General features: G+C 62.4%; 22 protein-coding genes. 15 read left to right on the forward strand and 7 right to left on the reverse strand.

Annotation, left to right across the window (positions count from 1 at the left end; translation table 11 throughout):
• Positions 1–117: 117 nt before the first annotated feature.
• A complete protein-coding gene (locus tag ACQKI2_RS08825) occupies positions 118–2,454 on the reverse strand; it encodes a TonB-dependent receptor (protein ID WP_427379319.1) in 2,337 nt (778 codons plus the stop codon).
• A 343-nt stretch (positions 2,455–2,797) separates the two neighbouring features.
• Positions 2,798–3,100 (reverse strand): hypothetical protein, encoded by a 303-nt coding sequence (locus ACQKI2_RS08830; protein WP_427379321.1) that lies wholly within the window; start codon positions 3,098–3,100, stop codon positions 2,798–2,800.
• 391 nt (positions 3,101–3,491) lie between these two features.
• Here ACQKI2_RS08830 and ACQKI2_RS08835 point away from each other — a divergent pair, with 391 nt between their 5' ends.
• Positions 3,492–4,415 carry a hypothetical protein gene (locus tag ACQKI2_RS08835; RefSeq protein WP_427379322.1) on the forward strand — a complete coding sequence of 308 codons (924 nt, stop codon included), beginning with the start codon at positions 3,492–3,494 and terminating at the stop codon, positions 4,413–4,415.
• 209 nt (positions 4,416–4,624) lie between these two features.
• Complete coding sequence (locus ACQKI2_RS08840) at positions 4,625–5,779, forward strand: hypothetical protein (protein ID WP_427379323.1); 1,155 nt, start codon at positions 4,625–4,627, stop codon at positions 5,777–5,779.
• Positions 5,780–5,808: 29 nt separating this feature from the next.
• Here ACQKI2_RS08840 and uvrB read toward each other — a convergent pair whose 3' ends face one another.
• On the reverse strand, positions 5,809–7,992 hold the full coding sequence (gene uvrB / locus ACQKI2_RS08845; RefSeq protein ID WP_427379324.1) for an excinuclease ABC subunit UvrB: 2,184 nt from the start codon (positions 7,990–7,992) through the stop codon (positions 5,809–5,811).
• A 195-nt stretch (positions 7,993–8,187) separates the two neighbouring features.
• On the opposite strand from uvrB, the gene ACQKI2_RS08850 reads away from it, so the two are divergent.
• The 3 genes from ACQKI2_RS08850 (at position 8,188) to ACQKI2_RS08860 (ending at position 10,308) form a co-directional block, all read left to right on the forward strand.
• Complete coding sequence (locus ACQKI2_RS08850) at positions 8,188–8,514, forward strand: DUF2200 domain-containing protein (RefSeq protein ID WP_427379325.1); 327 nt, start codon at positions 8,188–8,190, stop codon at positions 8,512–8,514.
• A gap of 115 nt (positions 8,515–8,629) precedes the next feature.
• Positions 8,630–9,745: a ParA family protein gene (locus ACQKI2_RS08855; RefSeq protein ID WP_427379326.1), complete on the forward strand. Its 1,116-nt coding sequence runs from the start codon at positions 8,630–8,632 to the stop codon at positions 9,743–9,745.
• Entirely contained in the window at positions 9,745–10,308 is a 564-nt protein-coding gene (locus ACQKI2_RS08860; RefSeq protein ID WP_427379328.1) for a hypothetical protein, read from the forward strand. Before ACQKI2_RS08855 ends, ACQKI2_RS08860 begins: the two co-directional genes overlap by 1 nt.
• A gap of 59 nt (positions 10,309–10,367) precedes the next feature.
• On the opposite strand, the gene ACQKI2_RS08865 is transcribed toward ACQKI2_RS08860, so the two are convergent.
• The gene (locus ACQKI2_RS08865; protein ID WP_427379329.1) at positions 10,368–11,879 is read right to left on the reverse strand and encodes an inorganic phosphate transporter; all 1,512 of its coding nucleotides are present in this window, start codon (positions 11,877–11,879) and stop codon (positions 10,368–10,370) included.
• A gap of 269 nt (positions 11,880–12,148) precedes the next feature.
• Here ACQKI2_RS08865 and ACQKI2_RS08870 point away from each other — a divergent pair, with 269 nt between their 5' ends.
• A complete protein-coding gene (locus ACQKI2_RS08870; RefSeq protein WP_427379365.1) occupies positions 12,149–13,630 on the forward strand; it encodes a sigma-54-dependent transcriptional regulator in 1,482 nt (493 codons plus the stop codon).
• Between the two features lie 24 nt (positions 13,631–13,654).
• On the opposite strand, the gene ACQKI2_RS08875 is transcribed toward ACQKI2_RS08870, so the two are convergent.
• From ACQKI2_RS08875 to ACQKI2_RS08885, 3 genes are all read right to left on the reverse strand, one after another.
• Positions 13,655–14,638 carry a bifunctional helix-turn-helix transcriptional regulator/GNAT family N-acetyltransferase gene (locus ACQKI2_RS08875; RefSeq protein WP_427379330.1) on the reverse strand — a complete coding sequence of 328 codons (984 nt, stop codon included), beginning with the start codon at positions 14,636–14,638 and terminating at the stop codon, positions 13,655–13,657.
• 85 nt (positions 14,639–14,723) lie between these two features.
• Complete coding sequence (locus ACQKI2_RS08880; RefSeq protein WP_427379332.1) at positions 14,724–15,914, reverse strand: MFS transporter; 1,191 nt, start codon at positions 15,912–15,914, stop codon at positions 14,724–14,726.
• A gap of 128 nt (positions 15,915–16,042) precedes the next feature.
• Complete coding sequence (locus ACQKI2_RS08885; protein WP_427379333.1) at positions 16,043–16,960, reverse strand: hydrogen peroxide-inducible genes activator; 918 nt, start codon at positions 16,958–16,960, stop codon at positions 16,043–16,045.
• A gap of 120 nt (positions 16,961–17,080) precedes the next feature.
• Here ACQKI2_RS08885 and ACQKI2_RS08890 point away from each other — a divergent pair, with 120 nt between their 5' ends.
• The 9 genes from ACQKI2_RS08890 (at position 17,081) to mraY (ending at position 26,306) form a co-directional block, all read left to right on the forward strand.
• Positions 17,081–17,638: a peroxiredoxin gene (locus ACQKI2_RS08890; RefSeq protein WP_035600292.1), complete on the forward strand. Its 558-nt coding sequence runs from the start codon at positions 17,081–17,083 to the stop codon at positions 17,636–17,638.
• A gap of 126 nt (positions 17,639–17,764) precedes the next feature.
• Positions 17,765–18,307, forward strand: a complete 543-nt coding sequence (locus ACQKI2_RS08895) for a carboxymuconolactone decarboxylase family protein (protein WP_427379335.1) — start codon at positions 17,765–17,767, stop codon at positions 18,305–18,307.
• A 412-nt stretch (positions 18,308–18,719) separates the two neighbouring features.
• On the forward strand, positions 18,720–19,214 hold the full coding sequence (locus tag ACQKI2_RS08900; protein WP_427379337.1) for a division/cell wall cluster transcriptional repressor MraZ: 495 nt from the start codon (positions 18,720–18,722) through the stop codon (positions 19,212–19,214).
• On the forward strand, positions 19,214–20,242 hold the full coding sequence (gene rsmH / locus ACQKI2_RS08905) for a 16S rRNA (cytosine(1402)-N(4))-methyltransferase RsmH (RefSeq protein ID WP_427379338.1): 1,029 nt from the start codon (positions 19,214–19,216) through the stop codon (positions 20,240–20,242). The genes ACQKI2_RS08900 and rsmH overlap by 1 nt, the downstream gene beginning before the upstream one ends.
• Positions 20,239–20,619 (forward strand): cell division protein FtsL, encoded by a 381-nt coding sequence (gene ftsL / locus ACQKI2_RS08910; RefSeq protein ID WP_427379340.1) that lies wholly within the window; start codon positions 20,239–20,241, stop codon positions 20,617–20,619. Before rsmH ends, ftsL begins: the two co-directional genes overlap by 4 nt.
• Complete coding sequence (locus ACQKI2_RS08915; RefSeq protein WP_427379342.1) at positions 20,616–22,247, forward strand: peptidoglycan D,D-transpeptidase FtsI family protein; 1,632 nt, start codon at positions 20,616–20,618, stop codon at positions 22,245–22,247. The genes ftsL and ACQKI2_RS08915 overlap by 4 nt, the downstream gene beginning before the upstream one ends.
• Positions 22,244–23,680 carry a UDP-N-acetylmuramoyl-L-alanyl-D-glutamate--2,6-diaminopimelate ligase gene (locus ACQKI2_RS08920; RefSeq protein ID WP_427379344.1) on the forward strand — a complete coding sequence of 479 codons (1,437 nt, stop codon included), beginning with the start codon at positions 22,244–22,246 and terminating at the stop codon, positions 23,678–23,680. The genes ACQKI2_RS08915 and ACQKI2_RS08920 overlap by 4 nt, the downstream gene beginning before the upstream one ends.
• Positions 23,677–25,113: a UDP-N-acetylmuramoyl-tripeptide--D-alanyl-D-alanine ligase gene (locus ACQKI2_RS08925; protein ID WP_427379346.1), complete on the forward strand. Its 1,437-nt coding sequence runs from the start codon at positions 23,677–23,679 to the stop codon at positions 25,111–25,113. The genes ACQKI2_RS08920 and ACQKI2_RS08925 overlap by 4 nt, the downstream gene beginning before the upstream one ends.
• Positions 25,113–26,306, forward strand: coding sequence for a phospho-N-acetylmuramoyl-pentapeptide-transferase (gene mraY, locus ACQKI2_RS08930; RefSeq protein WP_427379347.1), 1,194 nt, complete (start codon positions 25,113–25,115; stop codon positions 26,304–26,306). The genes ACQKI2_RS08925 and mraY overlap by 1 nt, the downstream gene beginning before the upstream one ends.
• Positions 26,307–26,314: the final 8 nt, after the last annotated feature.

A 26,314-nucleotide genomic window follows, 5' to 3' on the forward strand; every position in this document is an offset into this window, starting at 1 on the left:
TCTCATCCGTATAAGGAAAAAAAGGGCGGCGCCGTGAGGCACCGCCCTGTAGGTAGGTCTGGAATGGCTGTGTCTCAATGTCCCCGTGAGACACAGCCGGGAGGAAACGCTCCAGACCTAGAACTCGTAATCCACACCGATGCTGAAGGTGCGCGGATCGCCGTAATAGGCATTCAGTACGCCTTCCAGGCCCAGCGTCGGCGCGCCGGTAACCGGGTTGATGAAGTTGTATCCGGCGACCTTGTAACGCTCGTCCGTCAGGTTCTTGCCGGTGAAGGTGAAGCCCCAGCGGCTGTCATCCGGTTTCCAGCGAAGGCCAAGATCAACCAGCGTGTAGGCTTCCTGGTCCAGCGGGCTGCGAACTTCAAACTGGCTCGACTTGCTGCGATAGGAGGCGAGCGTGTTGAGGGTCAGGCGGCCCGGCTTCTGCAGGATGTGGAAGGGCGTGTCATAGGTCAGGCGGAGGCTGCCCGTCCATTCCGGCGTGTTCTGGAACACGCGCTGGTCTGCCACGTCATTGCCGAAGGCGTCGATGAATTCGTTGAATTCCGCATTGATGTAGCCAACCGACAGGGCCGAGGTGAGCATATCGGACTCGTTGAACATCTCTTCGCCGAGAACGGCCGTGCCTTCGAACTCCACACCCCAGAGATCGGCCGAGGCGGCGTTGGTGGTCACGCCGGTGAACGTGTCGTTGACGCCGTCGCCGTTGGTGTCGATGCCGACCGAGCCGGGGATCTGGACGTTCTGGTAATCCATGAAGAAGCCGGCGAGGCTCGTCTGCAGGCGGCCCTCAAAGGTGCTTGCTTTCCAGCCGATTTCGTAGCTGTCGACCTCTTCGGGTTCGAACTGCATGAAGGCGAACACTTCCTCCGGAGAGACCGTGCCATCCTGATCGAGATCGGGCGCGGCGGTCGTCTGGCCACGCGGGTCGAACGAGCCGCCCTTGAATCCCTGAGAATAGGTCGTGTACAGAGTGTGGTTCTCAACCGGCTTGTAGGTCAGCGAGACGCGGGGGCTGAAATCGTCAAACTTGGCAGAGCCGTCAAAGTTTGATGTTGTGGCGATCGGCACGCCGGGCCCGCCGAAGAAGGGGGAGAAGCCGCCCACATAGGTGCGGCGCAGGACGATCGAAGACCGCTTGTCTTCTGTATACCGCCCGCCAAGCGAGATGGCGAACTGATCGGTCAGATCATAGGTGAAATCGGCAAAGATTGACCAGGTTTCGGTGCTGACTTCGCCAAAGGTCTGGGCGTTCAGGCCCGGCAGGCTGAGCAGCGCGCCCGTGGTGCCGAGAAGCACGTCAAACACGGTCGAGGAATTTGCATCCAGATAATAGGCGCCGACGATGCCGTTCAGGCGGTCGCTGGAATACAGAACCTGAAATTCGTTCGACAGCTGATCATTGGTGTAAATGCCGGGAACATCGACATCTGCCTCGGGCAGGGCATCGAAGTCGATCGGGCTCGTGCCTTCATCTTCGCGGTAGGCGAGGATGTTCTTCAGCGTGATATTCTCATTGACCTCATATTCGGCCACGAGCGATCCGCCATAGACTTCCACCTTCTGCTCCACCACATCCAGACCGGCGCGGTTGTCATAGACATCGCCCAGCACGGGATAGGTAGACGGCGGGAAAAGATCCGGGATCAGACGATGCCCCTGGCGGGCATTCGACTCGTCATTCATATAGTCGCCCGCGAGGCGCAGCTGGAAGGAGTCCGTGACATCCCATTCTGCGGAGAGGCGGGCGGAGAGGACGTCTTTGTTGTAGTTTTCTTCGCCGGTGATCAGGTTTTCGCCGAAGCCGTCGCGGGTGAAGATGCCAACGCCGCCGCCGATGCGGAAGGTCTCTGCCAGCGGCACCGAGCCGGACGCCACCACATCCTTCTGCCCATAGGTGCCCAGCACGCCGCGCGCCTTGAAGGCCGGGTCCGAACTCAGCCCCTTGGTGACATATTTCACCGCGCCGCCGATCGTGTTGCGGCCATAGAGCGTGCCCTGTGGCCCGCGCAGAACTTCAATCCTTTCAACGTCATAGACCTCCAGAACCGCGCCCTGCGGACGGTTGAGATAGACGTCATCGACATAGATGCCGACGCCCGCCTCAAATCCCGAAACGGGGTCCTGCTGGCCCACGCCGCGGATGAAGGCGGAGATCGTGTTGTTGGTGCCGCGCGAGACTTCCAGGGTGACGTTGGGCGAGATCTTGGCGACCTCATCCATCGTCTGGACGCCGAGATCGGCGAGCAGGTCGCCGCTGAAGGCGGAGACCGAGAGCGGCACGTCGAGGAGGTTTTCCTCGCGGCGCTGGGCGGTGACGACGATGGCGCCGAAGCGGCGCTCGTCCGAAGCGGCGGTCTCTTCCGGCGTCTCCTGAGCATAGGCGGCAACCGGCGTGAGCGCCGTGGCGCACATAGCCAATGCCATGAATCGATTGAATTTTACGGCCATATTGTCCTCCCGTATGCCCGTTATCGAGCTTTTTTTCAACAAGCGTTGATTTTCAACAAGTGTTGAAATGACAGGGCCGGCGCGGCCTGTCAATGTGTTCCGGGTGCAACACTCCGGCCCCGCGCGCGGCGGCGGGCGCGGAAAAACTCCAACGGAAACTCCAAAGGATGGGCGGAAAGCTCTATCGGGGCGTCAACGGGGGGAGGCCAGTCGGGCGCGCGCAGGCTCGCCCTTCGGCTTCGCTCAGGGTGAGCCTTTGGGTGAGGCCGGTGTGTGGGGCGCCCTCACCCCCCCCCGGCCCCTCTCCCGCTTGCGGGAGAGGGGGGCAGGGTGCGTCACGCCGCTAGTTCGAGGGCTGCCACTCAAACAAATCCAGCGTTTCGTCGCTCGGGCGTTTGCCTTTCAGGCGGTCGAAGCAGGGGTGGGGAATGTGGCGGCCCGAGGGGAGGACTTCGGAGACAAATGTGCCGCCATGGGAGGGCTTTGATACGCGGATATGGGCGCCGCAGACCGGGCAGGTCTCGGCCCAGCCCTGGCGCGGCGGAGCGTCACGGCCATCCGGGCGGTAATAGATGGTGGCCGCCACGCGGGAGCGCTCCGGGCTGGCATTGGCATTCCGGAAGTGTTCCTTGCGGTGAATCCACATCTTGGGGGCTCCTCTATGCGACTGGCGCTAGGGGTAGCAGGGAGGGGTAAAGGAAGGGTGAGAGCAGAGCGCGTTGAACCCCTCTCCCTTGGGAGAGGGGCAGGGGTGAGGGGGAGCTGCGCCCTCGGCGGGTTGCAGCGTGGAGAGGTTGCGCTCCCTCACCCCCAACCCCTTCTCCCAGGGGAGAGGGGGCGTGGACAAGCGCGCGCTTATCCGGCGGGGTTTCTTCGCCGTTTATGCTGCGGGGATGACTGATGTTGCGGCCCCTCTCCCCCAACCCCCTCTCCCCGCAAGCGGGGCGAGGGGGCTTAAGAGGCACGTCAACACGCAGGCTACCTCCCGCTCGCTTCGGCATCTGGCGCGGGAGGCGGCCGAGCGGGGGGAGCGGCTGGTGGAGATTTCGCGGCGGCTGCAGATTTCTCCGTCCACGATCCATCATTGGGCGAGGGCAGATGGCTTCCGCCGGAAGGATATCAAGGCGCGGGCGAGCCTTTCGGCCGGGCCGGTGATGCCGGGGAAGGCGGATTATCCGGAGCTGAAGGAGATGGCGCCGCGCGCGCGGCTGGCGCGGCTGCATGAGCTTTCCGGCATGGCGCGCCTGCGCGCGATTGCGGCGGTGGAGGAAGGCTATGTGGAGTATGGCCTCAAATGGCTGCGCGAGGCGCAGAAGCTGGGCCGCGCCTGGCGGGCCTTGCGGGAGTATCTGGAAAATTATCCGCCGCCGGAGGAAGAGGTGAATGATACTCTGATGAGCCGCGCCCTCGAGATGCTGGCGGAAATGGTGCAGGCCGATGAAGAGGGGCGCGAGCCGGTGTTCCGCGAATTGCCGCCGCATCTGCAACGCGAGTCGGAAGAGAACGCCCGCATCTGGGACGCCATCGAGGACGCCCGCCTGGCGCGGATGACCCGGGAGCGGGATGGGCGCGCGCCAGACGAGGAAGAGCTGGGCGACGACCGGCTGCACAATCTGGAGGAGGATGTGAAGGAATATTGGCGGCTGAAAGGAGAGGTGAAGAAATGGCGCCTCCTGCCCGGCCGCGGAGACCCGCCCTTTTTAAGGGCGGTCTCCCGTGGGCGGAGTGTCGCCGAACACCCCTCTCTCGTAGGGAGAGGGGCCGGGGGTGAGGGGGTCGCTCGGGATCAGAAATCGCACGGCGATTTCCCGAGCGACGAAAGAATGACTCTTTCGGCCCCACCGTCGCAGCCCTCACCCCCAACCCCTCTCCCGCAAGCGGGAGAGGGGGCCAAAAGCGGAGGCCCCCGGCTCTACGGCATCGAAGACGCATTCCCGGTGAGGGTCTCGCGGCGGGAGTGATCCGCGTAGGGAGCGGCGTAGGGTGCATTAAGGCCGAAGGCCGCAATGCACCGGTGGTGCGAGACGCGGGGCGGTGCATTGCGCTGCGCTTAATGCACCCTACGGATCGCGAAGCGATCCATTACTAGCGCCATAGTTGAGTAAAACTTGCCACCAACGAGTGAATCGCCAAAGGTGAAACATACGCAACTTTTTGGGTCTCGCCGCTTATGAACGCAGAACTTCTCAAGGATAATTTGGCATTTGCATTGGACACAGAGGATGACGCTGGCATCGGAGGCAAGTTAGATGCTTTTGTTGAGGCATTTGGGAACTTGACTGGCAATCCGACAGATCCAAGCCTTCAGACAGCCTTTAAGGCTTCTCTGACGGAGCTTCGCAAAGCCATGTTCGAATTGGAAGCTGAGCTTTCAAATGTCGACTTGGGTCGTCTTCAATCCGTTCGGGCGCTCGATTGGATGAATGTTGCCTTCGCGGACAAGCTTCAAAGAACAATAAGCGAAAACAACATGACTCCAGCAGTCGCTCTTTCAGAAATCAAAGCTACTGTTGAAGGGCGGAAAAAGTTCTTTGCTACTCTTCGTGGGACGAATAACGGACTAAAAGCAATTGGAATCCGAGGTTACGGCCTTGTGCCTGGGATTCCAGAAATTAGCTTGCTTTTACCGCGAGATTTGTTCGCCAACCAACTAAGTGGTTTGATAAAAGAACTCCGCCAAATCTCCTTCATCTTCCGAGCCATCGCTGCGGCTGTGGGGCAAGAAACAGAAGAAATAGAAATCAAGTCCATTTCAACGACTGATCCACAATTCTTCCTTTCGACAACCGTGCAAGTGGCAATAGCGATAGCTTCGTCAATCACGTGGGGGCTGAACACGCTAACCCAGCTTGAAAAATTGAAACAGGCGAGGGCGGCAAATAAGGATACCCACGCCTTTTCAAGCGAAGAGTTGGACAAGATTTTTCTGCCAAAGATTCAATCCATCATCTCTGAGGCTATAAAGGAGTTGAAGGAAGAGCTGCTTGGCAAACCGCAGTCAAATAAACATAGGGAATTGGGTGCGGCACTGGAAAACGCCGCGACCGCACTGTTGGGTCGACTAGAGCGAGGAGTGAAAGTCGAAATACACTTTCTGCCAAAGAAGGAGCCTGTAGAAAATGGAGAAGAATCTGGTGATCCTTTAATGCAAGTACCCAAAGATCAAGTTAAGCTTCTAGAGCTTGCTCAGCAGATTTCGTACGAGGATCACGAGACTCCACCTGTCCTCTCAATAACCTACGCAGTTGAAGAGGCAGTTGGTGATGAAGTGCCAAAGAAGAAAATCAAACCAAAAGAAGCCGATAAAAACGAAGGGCAAAACTAAGGAATGTCCAAACTTCGTTTGTTCACTAACTAAATCCCCAAATCCTCTTCCCGCAGTCGCTTGACCTCGTCGCGGAGGCGGGCGGCCGTTTCGAATTCGAGGTTCGCGGCGGCTTCGCGCATCTGTTTTTCGAGGCTGGCGATGGCAGCCTTGAGGTTGTGCCCGGTTTCGCCCCGAAGTGGCAAGGGTTTTTCTTCGGAGACGCCCCGTTCACGGTTGCGGCGGGAGCGGCTGGCCGAGGGTTTTTCGCCGAGTTCGGAGAGGATGTCTGATACGGCGCGTTTGATGGTTTGCGGCGTGATGCCGTGCTGCGCATTATAGGCCATCTGCTTTTCGCGGCGGCGGCTGGTTTCGTCCATGGCGCGCTGCATCGAGCCGGTGACCCGGTCCGCATACAGAATGACCTTGGCCTCGGCATTGCGCGCGGCGCGGCCGATGGTCTGGACGAGGGAGGTTTCCGAGCGCAGGAACCCTTCCTTGTCGGCGTCGAGAATGCCGACGAGGCCGCATTCGGGAATGTCCAGCCCCTCGCGCAGGAGGTTGATGCCGACGAGGACATCGAACACGCCGAGGCGCAGATCGCGGATGATCTCGATGCGCTCGATCGTGTCCACATCCGAGTGCATGTAGCGCACGCGCACGCCGTTTTCGTGGAGGAAGTCTGTCAGGTTTTCCGCCATCTTTTTCGTCAGCGTGGTGATCAATGTGCGGTGGCCTCGGGCGGCGGCGGCCTTGGCCTCGGCCATGATGTCGTCAACCTGGTTGGCGCCGTCATTGGAGACGGGGCGGACCTCGACCGGCGGGTCGATCAGGCCGGTGGGGCGGATGACTTGCTCGGTGAACACGCCGCCCGTGCGCTCCAGCTCCCAGGTGCCGGGGGTGGCGGAGACGTGGACCGTCTGGGGGCGCATGGCATCCCATTCCTCGAATTTGAGGGGGCGGTTGTCGATGCAGGAGGGCAGGCGGAAGCCGTATTCGGCGAGGGTGGACTTGCGGGAGAAGTCGCCTTTGAACATGGCGCCGATCTGGGGGATCGTCTGGTGGGACTCGTCGGTGAAGACGAGGGCGTTCTCGGGCAGGTATTCGAAGAGGGTGGGGGGCGGCTCGCCGGGCTTGCGGCCGGTGAGGTAGCGGGAATAGTTCTCGATGCCGTTGCAGGAGCCGGTGGCGGCGAGCATTTCGAGGTCGTACTGGGTGCGCTGCTCGATGCGCTGGGCTTCGAGGAGTTTTCCGGTCTTTTCGAAATGGGCGATGGTGGTCTTCAGCTCCGCCTTGATCTTCTCGATGGCCTGGTTGAGCGTCGGGCGCGGGGTGACGTGGTGGCTGTTGGCGTAGATCTTGACCTGGGGGAGTTTCTGGATCGTCCGTCCCGTGAGGGGATCGAACTCGGTGATGCTTTCGAGTTCATCGCCGAAGAAGGAGAGCTTCCAGGCGCGGTCCTCATAGTGGGCGGGGAAGATGTCGATGACATCGCCCTTGACGCGGAAGGCGCCGCGGCCGAAGGCGACATCGTTGCGGGTATACTGGTTGGCGACGAGGCGCTGGGTGACCTCCTTGGGGTCGATCCGGTCGCCGGCCTTCAGGGTGAAGGTCATGGAGGTGTAGCTCTCCACCGAGCCGATGCCATAGAGGCAGGAGACGGAGGCAACGATGATCACATCGTCCCGCTCCAGGATGGCGCGGGTGGCGGAGTGGCGCATCCGGTCGATGGCCTCGTTGATGGAGCTTTCCTTCTCGATGTAAAGGTCAGACCTCGGAACATAGGCTTCGGGCTGGTAGTAATCGTAATAGGAAACGAAGTATTCGACGGCGTTGTCCGGGAAGAAGGATTTGAACTCGCCATAGAGCTGGGCGGCGAGGGTCTTGTTGGGCGCGAGGATGAGGGCGGGGCGCTGGGTGGCCTCGATGACCTTGGCCATGGTGAAGGTCTTGCCCGTGCCGGTGGCGCCGAGGAGGACCTGGTCGCGCTCGCCCGAGGTGATGCCGTCCACAAGCTCGGGGATGGCGGTGCGCTGGTCGCCGGCGGGTTCGTATTCGGAGGCGACGCGGAAGCGCTTGCCGCCTTCCAGCTTCACCCAGTCGCGGTCCGGCCGGTGGGGCGTCCACTGGTCTGACGGGAGGCGGCCGGCGGCATCAAGCGCGGCGCCATCGAAGGCGAAGGCAGCAGAAGCGTCAGCGACGCCGCGAGCGGGGGGACGGGAGGAGCGGGCCATGCCGGGCATATTGGGCCGGGCGGAGAGAGAGTAAAGGGTGTTCTTGTATTGTTCGATGCGCTAGACTGCGCGCCGAGGCCCCGGCAGAGGGCTGGCGCAGGGCGGCGCGGGCGAAGGCAAGGAGGAGACGTGAGCATGGCAGGGCAGCAGGCCGGAAAGAAGGCTGGGGCGCCCGCAGGCCACAGGATTTTCAGGATGGCGTTCGCCAAGGTGTATCCGGCCTATGTCGCCAAGGCGGAGAAGAAGGGGCGCACGAAAGGGGAGGTCGACGAGATCATCCGCTGGCACACCGGCTACAGCCAGGCGCAGCTGGACGCGCAGATTGCGGCGGGGGTGGATTTCGAGACCTTCTTCGCAGAGGCCCCGGCCATGAACCCGGCGCGGGAGCTGATCACTGGCGTCGTCTGCGGCGTGCGCGTGGAGGCGGTCGAAGACCCGCTGATGCGGGAAATCCGCTACCTGGACAAGCTCGTGGACGAGCTGGCGAAGGGGAAGGCTATGGGGAAGATTTTGAGGGGTTAATCTAATTTATTTGAAAAGAGTGCTGCCCAGTAGCCCGATTGGATCTGGCGAAGTTGTTGTTTTGTTCGCGTTGAGCGTAATGTTTCCGGTAGTTAGAATGTTCTAACAGAGGTGGATGCTGGGGGGCGTTGTGGACACTTTTTTGAGGTCTTTTTCAGAACATGGTACAGTTGTACTGACTATAGCGGGTCTTATGTCTCTGGGATTTGCGGCTGGACGGTATTCCAATGGTGGGGAAATTAGAAAACTCAAAGCCGAGTTAGATAAGCGCAAGGTCATTTCTCAAACTGAAACGGCCGCTCTTAAAGATGCTTTTGAGCAGGGCGCGGATTTTTGGCTCAAGCGAGACGTAAAGAAATTTCCGGATTTCGATCTGCGCCGAGAAAATTTTGCAATTCCCACAGTTGTAGTCAGCAACCTAAAAGGCGGCGTCGGGAAAACGACTATAACCGCGAACCTCGCAGCCTACTTTGCTGCGAAAGGTAAGCGAGTTCTGATTCTCGATCTTGATTGGCAAGGATCTCTCGCAAACGTATTCAATACTCTTCGAGATGCCGACAGTGCACTATCAGAAATCAACCAAGTTTTTTCTCCCGATGCGGATGGTTCGACGCTTCTGTCTTTGATCAGATGGGGGGGGAGAATACCGGATGATCTGTGTTATGTGACGACCTACAAATCTTTCAGCGATACCGAGAACCAAATATTGGTTCAGTGGATCAGGGGAGACCTGCCCTTCGACGCGCATTTTCTTTTGGCAAATGTGCTGTGGACGCAAGCTGTTAAAGGGCGGTTTGATGTGGTGCTGATTGATACCCCGCCCCGGATGACTGCCGGGCTTGTAAATGCATTGAGTTGTGCCTCACACTTGATTGTCCCTACAGTTCTTGACGAAACGTCTGGTGAAGCTGCTGCGGCTTTTATTCAGACGGCTGATAAATTCGCTCAACGGTACAATCCCCAGTTGCGCATTGCCGGTATAGTGGGGAGTCTCACTACAAGGAGGCCAAGCTTGACCGCTTCAGAAGAGCGTTCAAGGACTGATCTCGTGTCTCGAGTTGATAGGCTCAAACTGAGGTATACGGGAGATGAGTTGGTGGCCAATGTCTGGATACCGAAAAAGGCCGCGTTTGCAGATGTGGCTGGCAGGAGTATCGCGTATTCCAGCAACTCAGAAGTAAAGTTGCTTTTTGATCAATTGGCTATCGAATTAAAGATGGATAAAATCTAATGAAAGCGCAGAAGTTGGCCGAACTGTTGGCCTCGACTGAGGATTTGTTGGCTTGGGGCCAATGTTCAGAGTCAATTAATTCTGTTAACGAGCTGGAAACCGTTCTGAAGGCAAAATCGAGACTGAACCTCATAGTGTTTTTTGCTCTTTGGTCAGATGAGATGAGTTCCCACAAATCAGAAGATCTAAGCTTCAAAGGTCTGTTAGCGGGGATTTTGCGCATCCAGATCGCTTCTGGGGCTAGCGCGGCTGCCAAAGCGACCACGGCGTTAGACGACGTCGTTGCGAACGACACCACCCTTGAGCAAGTGACGGACGGCATTAGTTCTTTTGATTTGGTCGCCAGTTTCGTGGACAAACTCCAAGCTGCAGCAGGAAATCGTGATGCCTTTGAAAAGGTAATTGCATTGCTGCAGCAGAAGGGCGTCGCGAGCAAAGCTCAAATTCTTGCTATCTCGCAAAAGTATGCAGGCGGAGCAAAGCCTAAGAGCATCGAGCATGCATTGAACAATATCCGTTCCAAATTTTCATCTGAACAGTTGTTTAATTCCAAAACTGGCTAAGTCGGGCGTTTCAGATACTAAGGTCATCTACGTCCATAGGAGCTGGGATAGAGCCGCCCTCAAACAATCCTGAAGAGGTGTTGCAGCGTCAGGTAGATGCCGGCGGAGAGGGCGGCGCTGGCGGGGACGGTGATGAGCCAGGCTGCAGCGATGCTGGTGACGTGCTGGCGGCGGACGAGCTTGCGGGCCGATTTGCGGCGGGCGAGGCCGGAGAATTGGGTGGACGCGCCGTTGGGCGATTTCATGTGAACATAGGCGACGCGCGTTTGCGACGTGGCGGTGAACCATTCGCGGAAGAAGCCGACGCCGAAGATCGCGCCCACGGCAATATGGGTGGAGGACACCGGCAGGCCGAGCCAGCTGGCGATGATGACGGTGACGGCGGCGGCGAGGGCGACGCAATAGGCGCGCATCGGATTGAGCTTGGTGATCGAGTCGCCGACCATGCGGATGAGCTTGGGCCCGAACAGCATCAGGCCGAAAGAGATGCCCGAGGCGCCGATCATCATCACCCAGAGCGGGATGGTCACCCGGTCTGACACCTCCCCATCCTGCAGGGCATGGACGATGGCGGCGAGCGGGCCGATGGCATTGGCCACGTCATTGGCGCCGTGAGCGAAGGAGAGCAGCGCGGCGGAAAAGATCAGCGGCCAGATGAAGAGCTGGCGCAGGGAGAGGTTGCGGTTTTCCATGCCTTCGGACTGGCGGCGGATCAGCGGGTGGCTGAACGCCCAGGCGACGAGCGCAATGGCGAGGCCGATCAGCAGGGAGTGTGGCAGGGAAATCTTGACCAGCTTGCTGACGCCTTTCAGCGCCATATAGGTGCCGAAGGCGCCGGCCATGACGGCGATCAGCACGGGCACCCAGCGGCGGGCGGCGGCGATCTTGTCTTCCCGGTAGATGATGGCGATCTTGATGAAGGCGAGCACGGCCGCCGCGATGATACCGCCCATGACGGGCGAGATGACCCAGGAGGCGGCAATGCCGGTCATCACCGGCCAGCTGACGGCGCCGAAGCCGGCCGCCGCAATGCCCGCGCCCATGACGCCGCCGACGATGGAATGGGTGGTGGAGACCGGCGCGCCCAGGACGGTGGCGAGGTTGATCCAGAGGGCAGCCGAGATCAGCGCTGCCATCATCAGCCAGACGAAGGTTTCAGTGTCGGCGACATTGGTGGGGTCGATGATGCCACGCGAGATGGTGGAGACGACATCCCCGCCCGCGAGCAGGGCGCCGGCGCTTTCACAGATGGCGGCGATGATGATGGCGCCGGTCATGGTCAGCGCCTTGGAGCCGACAGCCGGGCCGACATTGTTGGCCACATCATTGGCGCCGATATTGAGCGCCATGTAGCCGCCGATGGCAGCGGCCGCGACGATCAGCAGGCCATTGGTCTGGTTGCCGAACAGCGTGCCACCGATCAGCACGATGGCGGCGAGAAAGAGGAAGGCAAAGCCGGGGGCCACCAGGCCGCGCGCCAGGGTGGCGGTAGCGGCTTCGGCTTTTCCGATCTTCGCAAGGTCTTTATCGAGCGTCTCCTTGACGATCGTTGGTTCCTTGCCATCCACCATTGAAGCCCCCGCGCTCGAGACGATGTGAGGCGCAGAAGCCGCAACCGCCGGCAATTTGCAAGCCGCACCGCCCGAGATTCCGGCGGGCAACTGCAGATGTCATACGGTTGTCATAAAACCCCCAGGCGGTGTCCGCGAAGATTTCGATGAAATTCAAACGGCTGGCGAAACCGTAACTCCATGCGTCTGTGTCAGAACGGGGCGTAACGAAACGGCACGGGGCGCCCAAGGGAGGCGTGCTGGCCGCAATGGATGAAAAGGGTGTGGCCATGGCCAAGACGATCCTGGTGGTCGATGATGATCCGACGCAGCGCCGCCTGCTTCAGGCAGCCGTCGAGAAGGCCGGCTTTGCCTGCCGCACGGCGCCCGATGGCGAGACGGGCCTGCAGCTGGCGTCTGACGCCCGCGAAGGCGTGGATGTGGTGCTGCTGGATCTGACGATGCCGGGCCTTTCGGGCATGGAGACGCTGGAGCGGCTGAACACCAAGCGCCCGGACCTGCCGGTGATCATGCTGACGGCAACCAGCGGCATCGACACAATCGTGCAGACGATGCGGCGCGGGGCGGTGGACTTCATCGTCAAGCCGGCCAATCCGGAACGTGTGGTCGTCTCCATCCGCAATGCGCTGAAGATGCAGAGCCTGACGGGCGAAGTGAAACGCCTTTCGCGCAAGGCCGAGGGCGGCATGAAGTTTGAGGACATGATTGCCTCGGCTCCGGCGATGCGCAGCGTGATCCGCATGGCCGAGCGGGGCGCGGCGTCGGACATTCCGATGCTGATCCTGGGCGAAAGCGGTGTGGGTAAAGAGGTGGTTGCGCGCTGTATTCAGGGCGCGAGCGCGCGGGCGGGCAAGCCGTTTGTTACCGTGAACTGCGGCGCCATTCCGGAAAACCTCGTGGAGTCGATCCTGTTCGGCCATGAGAAAGGCGCGTTTACGGGGGCGGTTTCCAAATCGCCCGGCAAGTTTGTCGAAGCCGATGGCGGCACGCTGTTCCTTGATGAGGTGGGCGAGCTGCCGCTTGATGCGCAGGTGAAACTGCTCCGTGCCCTGCAGGAAGGCGAAGTGGACGCGGTGGGTTCGCGCCGCCCGACCAAGGTGGATGTGCGCATCATCTCGGCGACGAACCGCGACCTGGCTGGCCAGGTGAAGGCCGGCACGTTCCGCGAAGACCTGTTCTACCGTCTCAACGTGTTCCCCATCGACATGCCGTCGCTGCGCGAGCGCCGGGAGGATATTCCGGCCCTGGTTGACCATTTCATCGCGCGTTTCAATGCCAGCGAGGGCACCAAGGTGACCGGCGCGGGCGAAGACACGCTGCAGATGCTGTATGCCTATGACTGGCCGGGCAACGTGCGCCAGCTTGAAAACTCTGTCTTCCGCGCTGTGGTGCTGTGTGACGGGGATGAACTGCGCCCGCAGGATTTCCCGCAGATTTCCAGCATGATGGGCGAAGTGAAGATGCTGCCCGCCATGCCAGCGCGCGCATCAGAGCCCCCGCCGGTTCCGGCCAATGATGCCCGCCCGGCACCTGCGCTGATGGTGGGGGATGTGCCCGTCGCCATCAAGGACGGCGATGGCGAGATCCGCAGCCTGCAGGATATCGAGCGCGATCTTCTTCAGTATGCGATCGATTTCTATGACGGCCATATGAGCGAAGTTTCCCGCCGTCTGGGCATTGGCCGCTCGACGCTTTACCGCAAGGTGCGCGAATACGACCTCGACGTGCGCGGCGAACGCGAAACGGGCTGATCTGACTTTTGAAGCCGGCCCGGATCAGTTCCGGGGCGGCTTCGAGAGATCGTACGACATTGCCACATTGGCCCGCGCATAGCTGGCGCCATAGCGCGCCATGATGCCAGCATCATGCACGAAGCCGGCCTTTTCATAGAGGTGGATGGCGGCGGCGCACTTTGAGTTGGTGAGCAGGAACAGCTCACCAATCGGCATCTGGCGAGCCCGTTCTATCGTCCGGTCAAGGAGGAATTCGCCTGCCTTCAGGCCGCGGGCGGAGGCGCGCACGCCCATCTTGGTCAGCTCGAAGATGTTTCCCTCCACCGGCATCAGCGCGCAGGTGCCGATGATGCCGAGGCCCTCTGCCTCGACGAACAGAATCTCGCCGCCCGGCGCGAGGATTTTCTCGCGCGGGTTTTCGATGATCTCGATATCCTTCTTCTCCAGCGTGAACATGTCTTCCACCCATTCGCGGGTGATGGCGTCGAACTCCGGCGCGAGGCGGTCATCAAATTCGACCAGCCGCAGGGCCGGGCGGCTGCTGGCGCCCTCGTCGCGGATACGGTCGTGCAGGGAGCGTTGCTGAAGCGCGCCTTCCAGCCGGGCGATCCAGGAGAGGAAGCCGGTTTCTTCGCCTTCACAGAGCCCCTGCGCGGCGCGGCGCACCTGCGGCCAGAGATCGGCTTTCAACTCTTCCAGCAGGGCTTCGCCCTCGGGCGTGAGGCGGATCAGCTTCTGGCGGTTGTCGCCCTTCACGCGGCTGGTCGTGGTGATGCCGAGTTTCTGCAGAGCATTGTGAATGCGGGTCACGGCCGGCTGGCTGATGCCGACGGCCTCGACCGCTTCGGTGACGCTCATCGGGCCATAGGTTGTGAGCGCGGCGAGCAGCGGGAAATGCGTGCCCTGAATGGGCAGGCCGCGATCAGCGAACACTTTGGTGGCGTCGGCCTGCATCTTCTCGGCCAGCCGCTTCAGCCGGCTGCCGAGGGCGAGATAACCCATCTCTGCGAGAACGTCTCTGGCCATTGGGGCCTCCTTCAAATCATGAGTTATATAACGTGTTATATAATGGGTGTGTCAAGCCGGGATGCGTGCAGGCGATTCAGGGATGTCAGGGCTGGGAAACCGGGTCGATCGGCTGGCGGGTGGCACGCCAGGTGAGGACGAGACCGGCGAGGGTGATGACGACCATCAGCCAGTAGAGTTTCGTCTGGGCATCAATCCCGCCCGGCGCGAGGGCGTCATAGGCGAGGCCGGCGGCGAGGCCGGTGACGGCCATGGCCGGGCCGAAGATCAGCGCGCCATTGGCCGAATAGGCGAGCGACAGCTTGTCATCCGGCAGGGCGGCCTGAAGGAAACGCATCGTACCGATATGCGTCATGGCGAAGCTGGCGGCGTGCAGGGTCTGAAACACATAGACCGCTTCGACCGGCAGGACGAAGCCGGCGGCGGTCCAGCGGATGAGGGCGCCGAGGCCGCCGATCCAGAGCATGGTGTAGTAGTTCATGTTCTTCAGAAGCTGGCGGGAGAGCAGCAGGAGCAGGATTTCCGCCGCAACACCGATGGCCCAGAGGGCGCCGATATGGCTGCCGTCGATGCCCTGGGCGATCCAGATATTGGAGGCGAACGCATAGTACGCCCCATGGCTCGCCTGGATCAGGGCGGCGGCGAGCAGGTACACGAACACGCCCGGTATCCGGTAGAGGGTGAAGGAGTCCGTGAAGGTGGAGATCAGCGGGCGGCGGGCCACGGCGGCGCGGGCGCCCTGCTTGGTGAAGATCGGCGCGATGGCGGCGAGGGCGGAGGCGGCAATCAGATAGACAAGTACCCAATCGGCGCCATACGCGCCGAGGATTGCCCCGCCGCCGAGATTGGCGGCCACGAAGGCGGCCGAGGCGATGGCGCGTCCCTCGCCATAGTCCGGCCGGCCGTGGCGCGTGCCGAAGACCAGAACCGCCTCAAACAGTGGGCCGATCAGGTTCATGGCGCTGTAGACGAGCACGCAGAGGAAGAAATCCACGGCGCGCGGCGAGTCCGGCACCAGCAGCGCATAGGCGGCCAGCGCCACCACCATCACCGAGGCGAGCGTGCCGCGCAGCCCGTGATCCTGGGCGATGCCGGCCGTCAGCGGGCCGGCGAAGATGCGGATGAGGATGGCAAGCGTGCTGGCGCCGGCAATTTCGGCGCCGGACATGCCGGCCACACGCTCCATCCAGACCGGCAGGTAAGGCAGGTTTGCGCCGAGGACGAGGTTGACGGCGCCGGCCGCCAGCGCGGCGCGCCAGGATGCGCTCAGGCCCATGATGGCTTACCGCTGACCCCTGCTGCGTGCCCCCTCATGGCTGATGCAAAGTCCCTTGTCCGAAGCCCCCGATTTTCCGCTGATACTCTGCTTGGCGGGGGCTTGGTAGGGGCTCAGCCCAAGAGTTTTCAGGTCATGGCGCTGCCATCTGGCCGCAGGCGTTCGCGCACCAGTTCGCCGAGCTTGCGGGCTTCGGCTTCGCGCGGGCTGCCGGCCTTCCAGGCGATGCCGACCTGGCGGCCGATGATCGGGTTGACGAAGGAGCGCACGGCGACATCCGGGCCGAGGGTGAGGCCGTTATCCGCCGCCAGCCGCGGGATCAGCGAGACACCCAGGCCGCCGGCGACCATGTTGACCAGCGTGCCGAGCGAGGTGGCGGCAACCTGTTCGCGCCCGGCGCCGGCCTTCAGGCGGCAGACCGAGACGGCATGGTCGCGCAGGCAGTGGCCATCTTCCAGCAGCAGCAGGTCTTCGCCCTGAAGGTCTTCCGGGGAGAGGCCGTTCTTGCGGCTGAGCGGGTGGCTGGCCGGGGCGGCGAGCAGGAACTCGTCGTCGAACAGGGTCATCACCTCGATACCGGGCGCTTCCCAGGGCAGCGCGATAAAGGCGGCGTCCAGCGTCCGGGCCCGCAGCTGGTCGATCAGGCGGTGGGTGCGGTCTTCGGTGAGGTAGAGTTTGAGATCGGGATAGCGCCGGGTGAGCTGGCCGACGATCTGGGGCAGCACGAAGGGCGCGATGGTGGGGATGGCGCCCAGATGGAACGGGCCGGAGAAGAGGGCCCCGGCGCTGGTGACCGCCTGGACGAGGGCGTGGGCGTCTGCCAGCAGGGCAGAAGCGCGCGCGACGGCTATTTCCCCGGCATGCGTCAATGTGGCGCCGCGGGATTCCCGCTCGGCCAGGGCAACCCCGAAGAGGTCTTCCAGCTCCTTTATGCCCGCCGAAAGGGTGGGCTGGGTGACGTGACATGCCTCGGCAGCACGGGAGAAAGAGCCCGTTTCACCGAGGGCGACGAGGAATTGAAGCTGGCGGAGCGTCGGAAGAATCATAGGGATAATCTATATGATAAATCGGAATTATCAATTTTCTTTATTGCGTGCACTGCACCAATTCGAGAGCTGCCTGCAGCCACCGAAGCAGGCCAGCAAACCGTTTGAGGAGACCTCCCTATGCTTGGCATCGGCCAGAAACTGCCTGACTTCCAGATCACCGGCGTGAAACCGAAATTCATGCAACACGAACAGAATGGCGAAAGCGCTTTCGAGCCGCTGACCCAGGACAGCTTCCCCGGCCTCTGGAAAGTCATCTTCTTCTATCCGAAGGACTTTACCTTCGTCTGCCCGACCGAGATCGCCGAGTTCGCGCGTCTTGCGCCGGAATTCGCTGACCGCGATGCCGTGGTGCTCGGCGGTTCGACCGACAACGAATTCGTGAAGCTCGCCTGGCGCCGTGAGCATGGCGACCTGAAAGAACTGCCGATCTGGCAGTTTGCCGACACCAACGGCTCGCTCGTCGATGGCCTCGGCGTGCGCGAAGAAGGCGCCGGCGTTGCTTACCGCGCCACCTTCATCGTCGATCCGCACAATGTCATCCAGCACGTCTACGTCACCAACCTCAACGTTGGCCGTAACCCGCAGGACACCCTGCGCGTGCTTGACGCTCTGCAGACGGACGAGCTCTGCCCCTGCAACCGTCCGGTTGGCGGCAAGACGCTCGAACTCGCCTAAGCGAGACTGAATGCCAGCTGGTTCCGGGCCTTGCGCCTGCCCCCACGTCCCCCCGCCCATGGCGGGCGCGGCCGGGACCAGCTGGTTATTCGCCTTTCCATTTTCGAAGACTGACAGGAGTGCGCGATGTCGCTTGAAACCCTGAAGACCCTGATTCCGGACTATGCCAAGGATATCCGTCTCAATATCGGTTCTCTGGCGAACGAAACGATCCTGAACGACCAGCAGAAATATGGCTGCTACCTGGCCTCTGCCCATGCTTTGGGCGAGCCTCAGACGCTGCGCGCCATTGAGGCGGAAGCGCGCGGCAAGCTCTCGGCCGAAGCGGTGAATGCGGCCAAGGCGGCCAGCGCCATCATGGGCATGAACAATGTCTATTACCGCGCCACGCACCTGGTATCGAACACCACCTACACCACACTGCCCGCCCGCCTGCGGATGAACGTGATCGGCAATCCGGGCGTGGAGAAGGCCGATTTCGAGCTGTGGTCGCTGGCGGTGTCGGCGATCAATGGCTGCGGCATGTGTCTCGATGCGCATGAGGCCGAGCTGCGCAAACACGGCATGACCAGCGAGCAGATCCAGGCGGCGATCCGGATCGGCGCTGTGGTCAATGCGGCCGCGCGCATCCTCGCGGCAGAAGCGGCGCTGGCGGCAGAGCCCGCCTGATCGCGCCTCGCGAATCCTGAATGGGAGCCCCTGGGCCTTTATGGGCCTGGGGGCTTCTTTTTGGGCGGGGAGGGGGCAGCTGCGGGTAATGCCCTGCAGCGCGCATGTATTCTTGGTAAGGAAGCGGGCAAAAGCTGCGCGATTGCATCTCTGGCGGGCGAGCGATGCGGCATCGCAACACGGGCGCCTAAGCCCCGGTTTCTGCTTGGGTTTTGCGCCGTTTCCCATGCCTGCCCATTTGGGCACCCCGCGCTGTTCCGATGATGGGCGCTCTTTGTTCCTGAATTGGTCCAATGTGGAAATTCTGATTCGCCAGTGGTGCCCATTGAGGCCCATGCGTGCCCATGATACTCCAAATTTACACATGGTTTACCCATGGCGGGGTTTAGGCAGATAAGATTGGGCTAGGCGGGTGTTTGTTTCCTCCTATGAGGGCGCTATTGACGCAAAGGGCAGGGTTTCGATCCCTGCGCCTTTCCGCGCCGCATTGGGCGGGTCAAATCGCGTTTTTGTGTGGCAGGCCCCGGATGGGTCCGGCGCGCTGGAGGGGGGCGGCGAGGAGCTGATGGAGCTCTACCGCGAAACCCTGGCCGAACTGCCGCTGCAATCGCCCATCCGCGAAGCCATCGTCACCTGCATCATCGCCGCGTCTGCCGATCTCAAGATCGACGATACGGGCCGGGTGAAGCTGCCCGAGGATCTCTGCGAAGCGGCAGACCTCAGCGGCAAGATTAAGTTCTCCGGCCAGATGGATAGTTTCCGGATCTGGAACCCGGAACGGTTCAGCCTGCACCAGATGCGTATGCGGTCGATCGTCAACGCGCCGGAAACGCTCGATGCGTTTGCCTCTGCCTATAACAAGGTACGCCAGCGCCGCGCCGCGGCCGGACGTGGGGAGGCTGGCTGATGTCGACGCGCGCCACACCCCGCACACCCGCTGAGCCCGGCCATCTGCCGGTGATGCTGGCCGAAGTGCTGACCGCCCTCGCCCCGGCCGATGGCGATGTGATCATTGACGGCACATTCGGCGGCGGCGGCTACACCACTGCCATTCTGCAGGCGGCGAGTTGCACCGTACTCGGCATTGACCGCGATCTCGATGCAATCGTCCGGGCCGAGAAGATGGCGCAGGCCAATCCCCGCCTCGTTCCCCTGCTCGGCTGCTTCGGCGATCTCGACACCCTGGCTGAGCAGGCGGGCCATTCTGCCGTGGACGGCGTTGTGCTCGATATCGGCGTTTCCAGTTTTCAGATCGATCAGGCCGAGCGCGGCTTTTCCTTCATGAAGGATGGCCCGCTGGACATGCGGATGGGCGGAAGCGGTCCGTCTGCAGCCGATGTGGTCAACAAGATGAGCGAAAAGGGCCTGGCGGATGTGATTTTCCGTCTGGGCGAGGAAAAAAACGCCCGCCGGATTGCCCGTGTTCTGGTGCAGCGCCGGGCGGAGGCGCCGTTCGAGACGACGGCCGATCTGGCCACTGTGGTTGAAGACGCGGTTGGCGGGCGGCGCGGCGCGCGGGTGCACCCCGCCACGCTGACCTTCCAGGCGATTCGGATGTATGTGAACGACGAGCTGGGCGAGCTGGCGCGCGGCCTGCGCGCGGCCGAGCGTATCCTGAAACCGGGCGGGCGGCTGGTGGTTGTCACCTTCCATTCGCTGGAAGACCGGCTGGTGAAGCAGTGGATGAAGCAGAAAGCGGGCGCCGTGCCGTCCGGCTCGCGCCATATGCCGCTGCTTTCCAAGGGCCCGCAGCCGGCCTTTGAACTGCAGGAAAACAAGGCGGTGCAGCCGTCTGAAAAGGAAGTGGAAACCAATCCGCGCGCACGGTCTGCAAAGTTGCGGGCGGCGATCCGCACCAACGCGGACGCGGCCCAGGATGAGGCGAGCGACGGTATGAACCTGCCGCCGCTCGCGGAGCTGGAGAAGTCGCGATGAGCCGCAAGGTATTTTTCTTTGGTCTTCTGGTCGCCGGGTTGCTGATTTTCAGCCTCTACCGGGCAAAATATGGCGCCAAGGACACCGCCGCCGAACTGATGGCGGTGGAAGCGCAGATCGAGGAAGCCCAGCGCGAAAAGGCGCTGCTGGAAACCGAGCTTGCCCATATGAGCCGGCGGGACTGGATCGAGGAATATGCCCGCAAGGAGCTGGGCATGGCCCCGCCCAAGCCCGGCCAGATGGCCAATGAGGGCGACCTTGACGACGTGGTCGGCCCGCCGGTGACCACGCTGCGGGTCATGTCGGTATCCGGTGAGGCCGCTGACACAGCGGATACGGATGAAGATGCCGGCAAGGCTGCGGAGGCGCCCAGATGAGCGAAGCCTCCCGGCATCGTACACGGCTCGCTGGGCTGGCCATCGGCCTGCTCTTCGTGCTGATGGCGGGCCGGGGCGGTTATCTGGCCCTGTCGGACGCGCCGTCCAATGCGGCGGCGCGGCCGATGACGGCAGCGCTTCAGCAGCGTGCGGACATTGTGGACCGGAACGGCGAATTGCTGGCCACATCGGTTGTCTCCTGGTCGCTCTGGGCCAATCCGAGCCTGATCTGGGATGGCGCGGATGTCGCCGGGCAGCTTGTGCGTGTGCTGCCGGACCTGAACGAGGCCGACCTTGCTGCCCGCCTGTCTGACCCCAAACGCAAATTCGTCTGGGTAAAGCGCGGGCTGACGCCCCGCCAGCGCGAGCAGGTAGCCGCGCTTGGCCTTGAAGGCCTTGATTTCCGCGAAGAGGCCCGCCGGGCCTATCCGCGCGGTGTGCTGGCCGGGCAGGTGCTCGGTTATACCAATGTCGATGGGCAGGGGATCGCCGGGGTCGAACTGGCGCAGGAGGCCGCGCTTCAGGGCGGGGCGGCGCCTGTGCGGCTGACGCTGGACATCGGCGCCCAGGCGGCGCTGGAGGCAGAGCTCGCCACGGCGGCAATGGATTATGACATGAAGGGCGGCGCCGCGATCCTGATGGATACGCGCACCGGCGCCATTCGCGGCATGGCAAGCTGGCCGCCGTTTGACCCCAACCGCGCCAGCGATACGCCTGCGGACGACCCTTCCCGCACCAACCGGGCGATCAGCGCGGTGTATGAACTCGGCTCGATCTTCAAGCCGCTGACGATTGCTGCCGCGCTGGACGTGGGCGCGATCAAGCCGGAAGACCGGTTCCCGGTGGGCCAGCCCCTGTTGATTCAGGGGCGCCGCATCTCCGATACACACTGGTTTGCCCGTGAGGCGGACGTTTGGAAAATCCTTTCGGAAAGCTCCAACATCGGCACGGTGCAGGTGAATTATGCGCTGGGGGCCCAGCGCCAGCAGCAGTTTCTGGATCTGGCCGGCCTTACCCGCCGCGCGCCCGTCGGCCTGCCCGGTTCGGCTGCGCCGCTTGTGCCCGCGCGCATGGATGAGGTGACGGCCGCGACCGTTTCCTATGGCCATGGCATCTCGGTAACGCCGATGGCGTTTCTGGTGGCCTTCTCTGCCTTCGGGAATGACGGAGTGATGGCGGCGCCGGTGCTGCTGGAGGATGAGGCCGCGCCGAAGGCTGAGCCAGTGCGGCTGTTCTCCGGAGAGACGGCCCATCTGGTGACCGAGATGATGCGCCAAAGCGTGGTGAACGGGACATCGCGCCGCGCCGAGGTGCCCGGATACCGCGTGGCCGGCAAGACGGGTACGGCGGAGAAGCCGATCCCCGGCGGCTATGCCAAAGACCGCAATGTTGCGAGCTTTGCTGCGGTATTTCCTGCAGACAGCCCCCAATATGCCCTGATTGTGACGCTGGATGAGCCCAAGGCCATCGAGGACGGAAGCATGACCGCCGCTGTGAACGCTGCGCCGGTTGCCGGGCGTATCATTGAGCGCGTGGCGCCGCTTCTCGAGGTCGATCCGCGCTTTGAGGATCTCCGGCCTGCCACTGCGGCGCCCAGACCCCTCTCCCAGAACAGGAGTGAACTTTGAACCTCTCGGACCTTTTCCCGCTCGCCGAGAATGGCGAGACCGAGATTCTCGGAATGACTGCTGACAGCCGCAAGGTTCAGCCGGGCTGGCTGTTTGCGGCCCTCAAGGGCAGCGTGCATGATGGCGGGCGGTTCGTGCCCCAGGCCATCGCGCAGGGCGCTGCGGCGATCCTGTCGGATGGCGATGTGGGCGAGGTGTCCGTGCCGCATGTGATTGCCGATGAGCCGCGCCGCGCGCTGGCGCTGGCGGCCAAGCGCTTCTATGGCGCGCAGCCGGAATTCGTGGTGGCCGTCACCGGCACCAATGGCAAATCCTCAACAGTCGATTTTGCCCGTCAGATATGGGGCCGGGCAGGGATCAAGGCGGCCTCGATGGGCACGCTGGGCGCCATCGGGCCGAGCGGTAAGATCGATATCGGCCACACGACGCCTGACCCGGTAACCGTCAGTGAAACGATGAAAATGCTGGCCGCCCAGGGCGTGACGCATTGCGCGATGGAAGCTTCCAGCCATGGCCTGGAGCAGCATCGTCTCGACGGGGTGGACCTTTCCGCTGTTGCCTTCCTGAACCTCACCCAGGACCATCTGGACTATCATCCGACGATGGAGGCCTATCTGGGCGCCAAGCTGCGCCTCTTCCGTGATCTGGCCCCGAAGGGCATTCCGGCCATTGTCAACGCGGACAGCGATCATCGCGAGATCGTCGAGGAGACGGCGCGCAAGGCTGGGCTTCAGGTGGTCTCGTTCGGCTGGCGCGGCGAGGATCTCTGGATCGACGAGCTGATGCCGAAGGCGACGGGCCAGACGCTGTTCCTCTACTGGAAAGACGTGGAGCAGAAGCCGATCGAGCTGCCGCTGATTGGCGAGTTCCAGACGCTGAACGCGCTGGCGGCTGCTGCGCTCTGCCTGTCGCTGGGCATGGAGTTCCCGGCTGTGGCCGAGGGACTGGCCAATCTGAAGCCCGTGAAGGGCCGCCTCGAATTTGTCGGCAAGACCGAGACGGGCGCCGCCGTGTTCGTGGACTATGCGCATACGCCCGATGGGCTGGACGTGTTGCTGCGCGCTGTCCGTCCGCATACGGCGGGCCGGCTGAAGGTGATCTTCGGCTGTGGCGGCGACCGGGACGCCAAGAAGCGCCCGATCATGGGTGAGATTGCCAGCCGCCAGGCCGATGATGTGATCGTGACAGATGATAATCCCCGCTCGGAAGATCCGGCCAGAATCCGCGCCTCGATCCTTGGCGGCGCGAAGGGCGCCCGCGAGATCGGCGACCGGGCCGAGGCCATTCACACCGTGATCCGTGAGCTGAAAAAAGGTGACACGCTGGTGATCGCCGGCAAGGGGCATGAAACCGGCCAGATCATCGGGTCGCAGGTCTTGCCCTTCTCTGATCAGGATGAGGCGCTGACCGCCTTGAAAGCGAGCGCGCGATGACAGCCCCGCTCTGGATCTCCAGCGATATCGAACTCGTCACCGGTGGCGCGGCCAGCCAGCCATTTGAGGTGACGGGCACAATCTCCATCGACACGCGCACCCTGCAAAAGGGCGACCTCTTTGTGGCGCTGAAGGATCAGCGCGACGGGCATGACTTTGTGGAGGCTGCCTTCAGGGCCGGGGCGGCCGGCGCGCTGGTTTCCCGCCCCATGCCAGGCGGACCGGTGGTGCAGGTTGAGGATGTGCTCGACGCGCTGACCCAACTCGGCATTGCCGCCCGCGTGCGCTGCGGCGCGCACCGCACGGCGGTGACAGGCTCTGCCGGCAAGACATCGGTGAAGGAGATGCTGGCGCAGATCTACCGCGCCTTTGGCCCCGCCCATTGGAACGTCAAGAGCTTCAACAACCACTGGGGCGTGCCGCTGACGCTGGCGCGGATGCCGGAAGAAACCCAACGCGCGGTGTTCGAGATCGGCATGAATACGCCCGGCGAGATTGCCCCGCGCAGCCATATGGTGCGCCCACATACCGGCATTGTGACCTGCATTGCGGCGGCCCATCTTCAGGGGCTTGGCTCGGTGGAGGGGATCGCCGAGGAGAAGGCAAACATCTTTGCCGGCCTGGAAGCAGGCGGCACCATCATTCTGCCAGCGGACGATAAATTTCTGGATTATCTCTCCGAACGGGCGCGGAGTTTCTGTCCCACGGGCAATGTCGAGACGTTCGGAACCTCGCCCGATGCCACTGCCCGCATCGTGGCCTATGAAACCGACGGCCGCACCAGCCGCGTGGACGTGGAAATCGTCGGCCGCCGGGCCAGCGTGACGCTGAATGCCGTCGGCGCGCACTGGGCACAGAATGTCGCCGCCGCCCTGCTCGCTGCCAGCCAGTCCGGTCTCTCGGTCACCGAATGTGCCGAGGCGCTGTCGGGCTACGCGCCGCCGCCGGGCCGGGGCACTTCCGAAACGCTGACCCTGCCGGAGATCGGCGAGATCACGCTGATCGATGACGCCTACAACGCCAACCCCGCCAGCATGCGCGCCGCCCTCAAGGGGCTGTCCCAACGCGCGGGGGCGCGCCGTCTCGCCGCGCTCGGCGACATGCGCGAGATCGGGGAGTCCTCAGCCGAGGAGCACCGCAACCTTGCCGGGCCGATCGTTGAGGCAGGGGTTGATGGGGTGTTCCTGGCTGGTGCCGAAATGCAACACCTTTCCGAGGCTCTGCCGCAGGATCTGCAGCAGATATCTGCTCCGACTGCGGATGAGTTGTGGAATCAGCTGCAAAAAGCACTGCGCGCTGGGGATGTGCTCTTGATCAAAGGGTCGAATGCGTCCGGGATGGGACGGATAGCGGACCGGCTGCGCCAATGGAGCCAGCCGGCCGGATTGGGCAAGATGGATGGCGGCTCAGAAGGAGCTGCGAGGGTAAGCTGATGCTGTATGAACTGCTGGCCGCGGACAGCGGCGTATTCAATCTTCTGAACTACATTACCTTCCGCACAGGTGCGGCAGTCGTCACGGCATTTCTGGTGACGGTGCTGATCGGTGACGGGCTGATCAACTTCCTGCGTGCACGCCAGGGCAAGGGCCAGCCGATTCGCGATCTCTCCCTGGAGGCCCAGCTCTCGAAGAAGGGCACGCCCACCATGGGCGGCCTGCTGATCTGGGTGGGCCTGATCGTCGCCGTGGCCCTCTGGGGCAACTGGCAGAACCCTTATGTCTGGGTCACGCTCGTCGTCACCTTTTCCTATGCCTTCCTCGGCTTCCTTGACGACTATGCCAAGGTCACCAAGCAATCGACCGATGGGGTGTCCGCCGGGGCGCGCCTGATTACCGGCTTTGGTATCGCGGCCCTTGCCTGCGCGGTCATCATGGGCCTGCACGGGGCGCACACGCCAGCCGGCCATGCCGAATGGGGCCCGCTCAATCCGCTGGCGGAATGGATTGCCGGCTTTGCGCCGAAAACCTCTGTGCAGCCGGCCGACCCGAACTTCTCCGGCGGCGTGGCGGTGCCTTTCGTCAACAACTACTTCCTGCCGCTGGGCGGTTTCTTCATCCTCTTCGGCATGATTGTCATCGTCGGCGCGGCCAATGCGGTGAACTTCACCGACGGGCTTGATGGCCTGGCCATTGTGCCGATGACGTTCGCCGCCGCTGCCTATGCGATGATTGCCTATCTCACCGGTAACTTCGTGTTCGCCTCCTATCTCGGCATCCAGTTTGCCCCGGGCGCGGGCGAGCTTGCCGTGATCCTGGGCGCGGTGATCGGGGCAGGCATGGGCTTCCTCTGGTTCAATGCCTATCCGGCAAAAGTCTTCATGGGCGACACCGGCTCGCTTGGCCTGGGCGCGATGCTCGGCGTGGTCGCCGTGGCGACGAAACATGAATTCGCGCTTGTCGTGATCGGCGGCCTCTTCGTGATCGAGGCGGTTTCGGTGCTCAGCCAGATCGGCTGGTTCAAGATCACCAAACGCCTGACGGGCGAGGGCAAGCGCATCTTCCTGATGGCGCCCCTGCACCACCATTTCCAGAAGAAGAACTGGCCGGAAACGCGCGTGGTCGTGCGCTTCTGGATTCTCTCCGTCCTGTTCGCCCTGATGGGCCTTGCCACCCTGAAGCTGAGGTGATGCAGGCG

It is taken from the genome of Hyphomonas sp. NPDC076881 (genome assembly GCF_050269995.1).
In the GTDB taxonomy this organism is placed as follows: Bacteria; Pseudomonadota; Alphaproteobacteria; order Caulobacterales; family Hyphomonadaceae; genus Hyphomonas.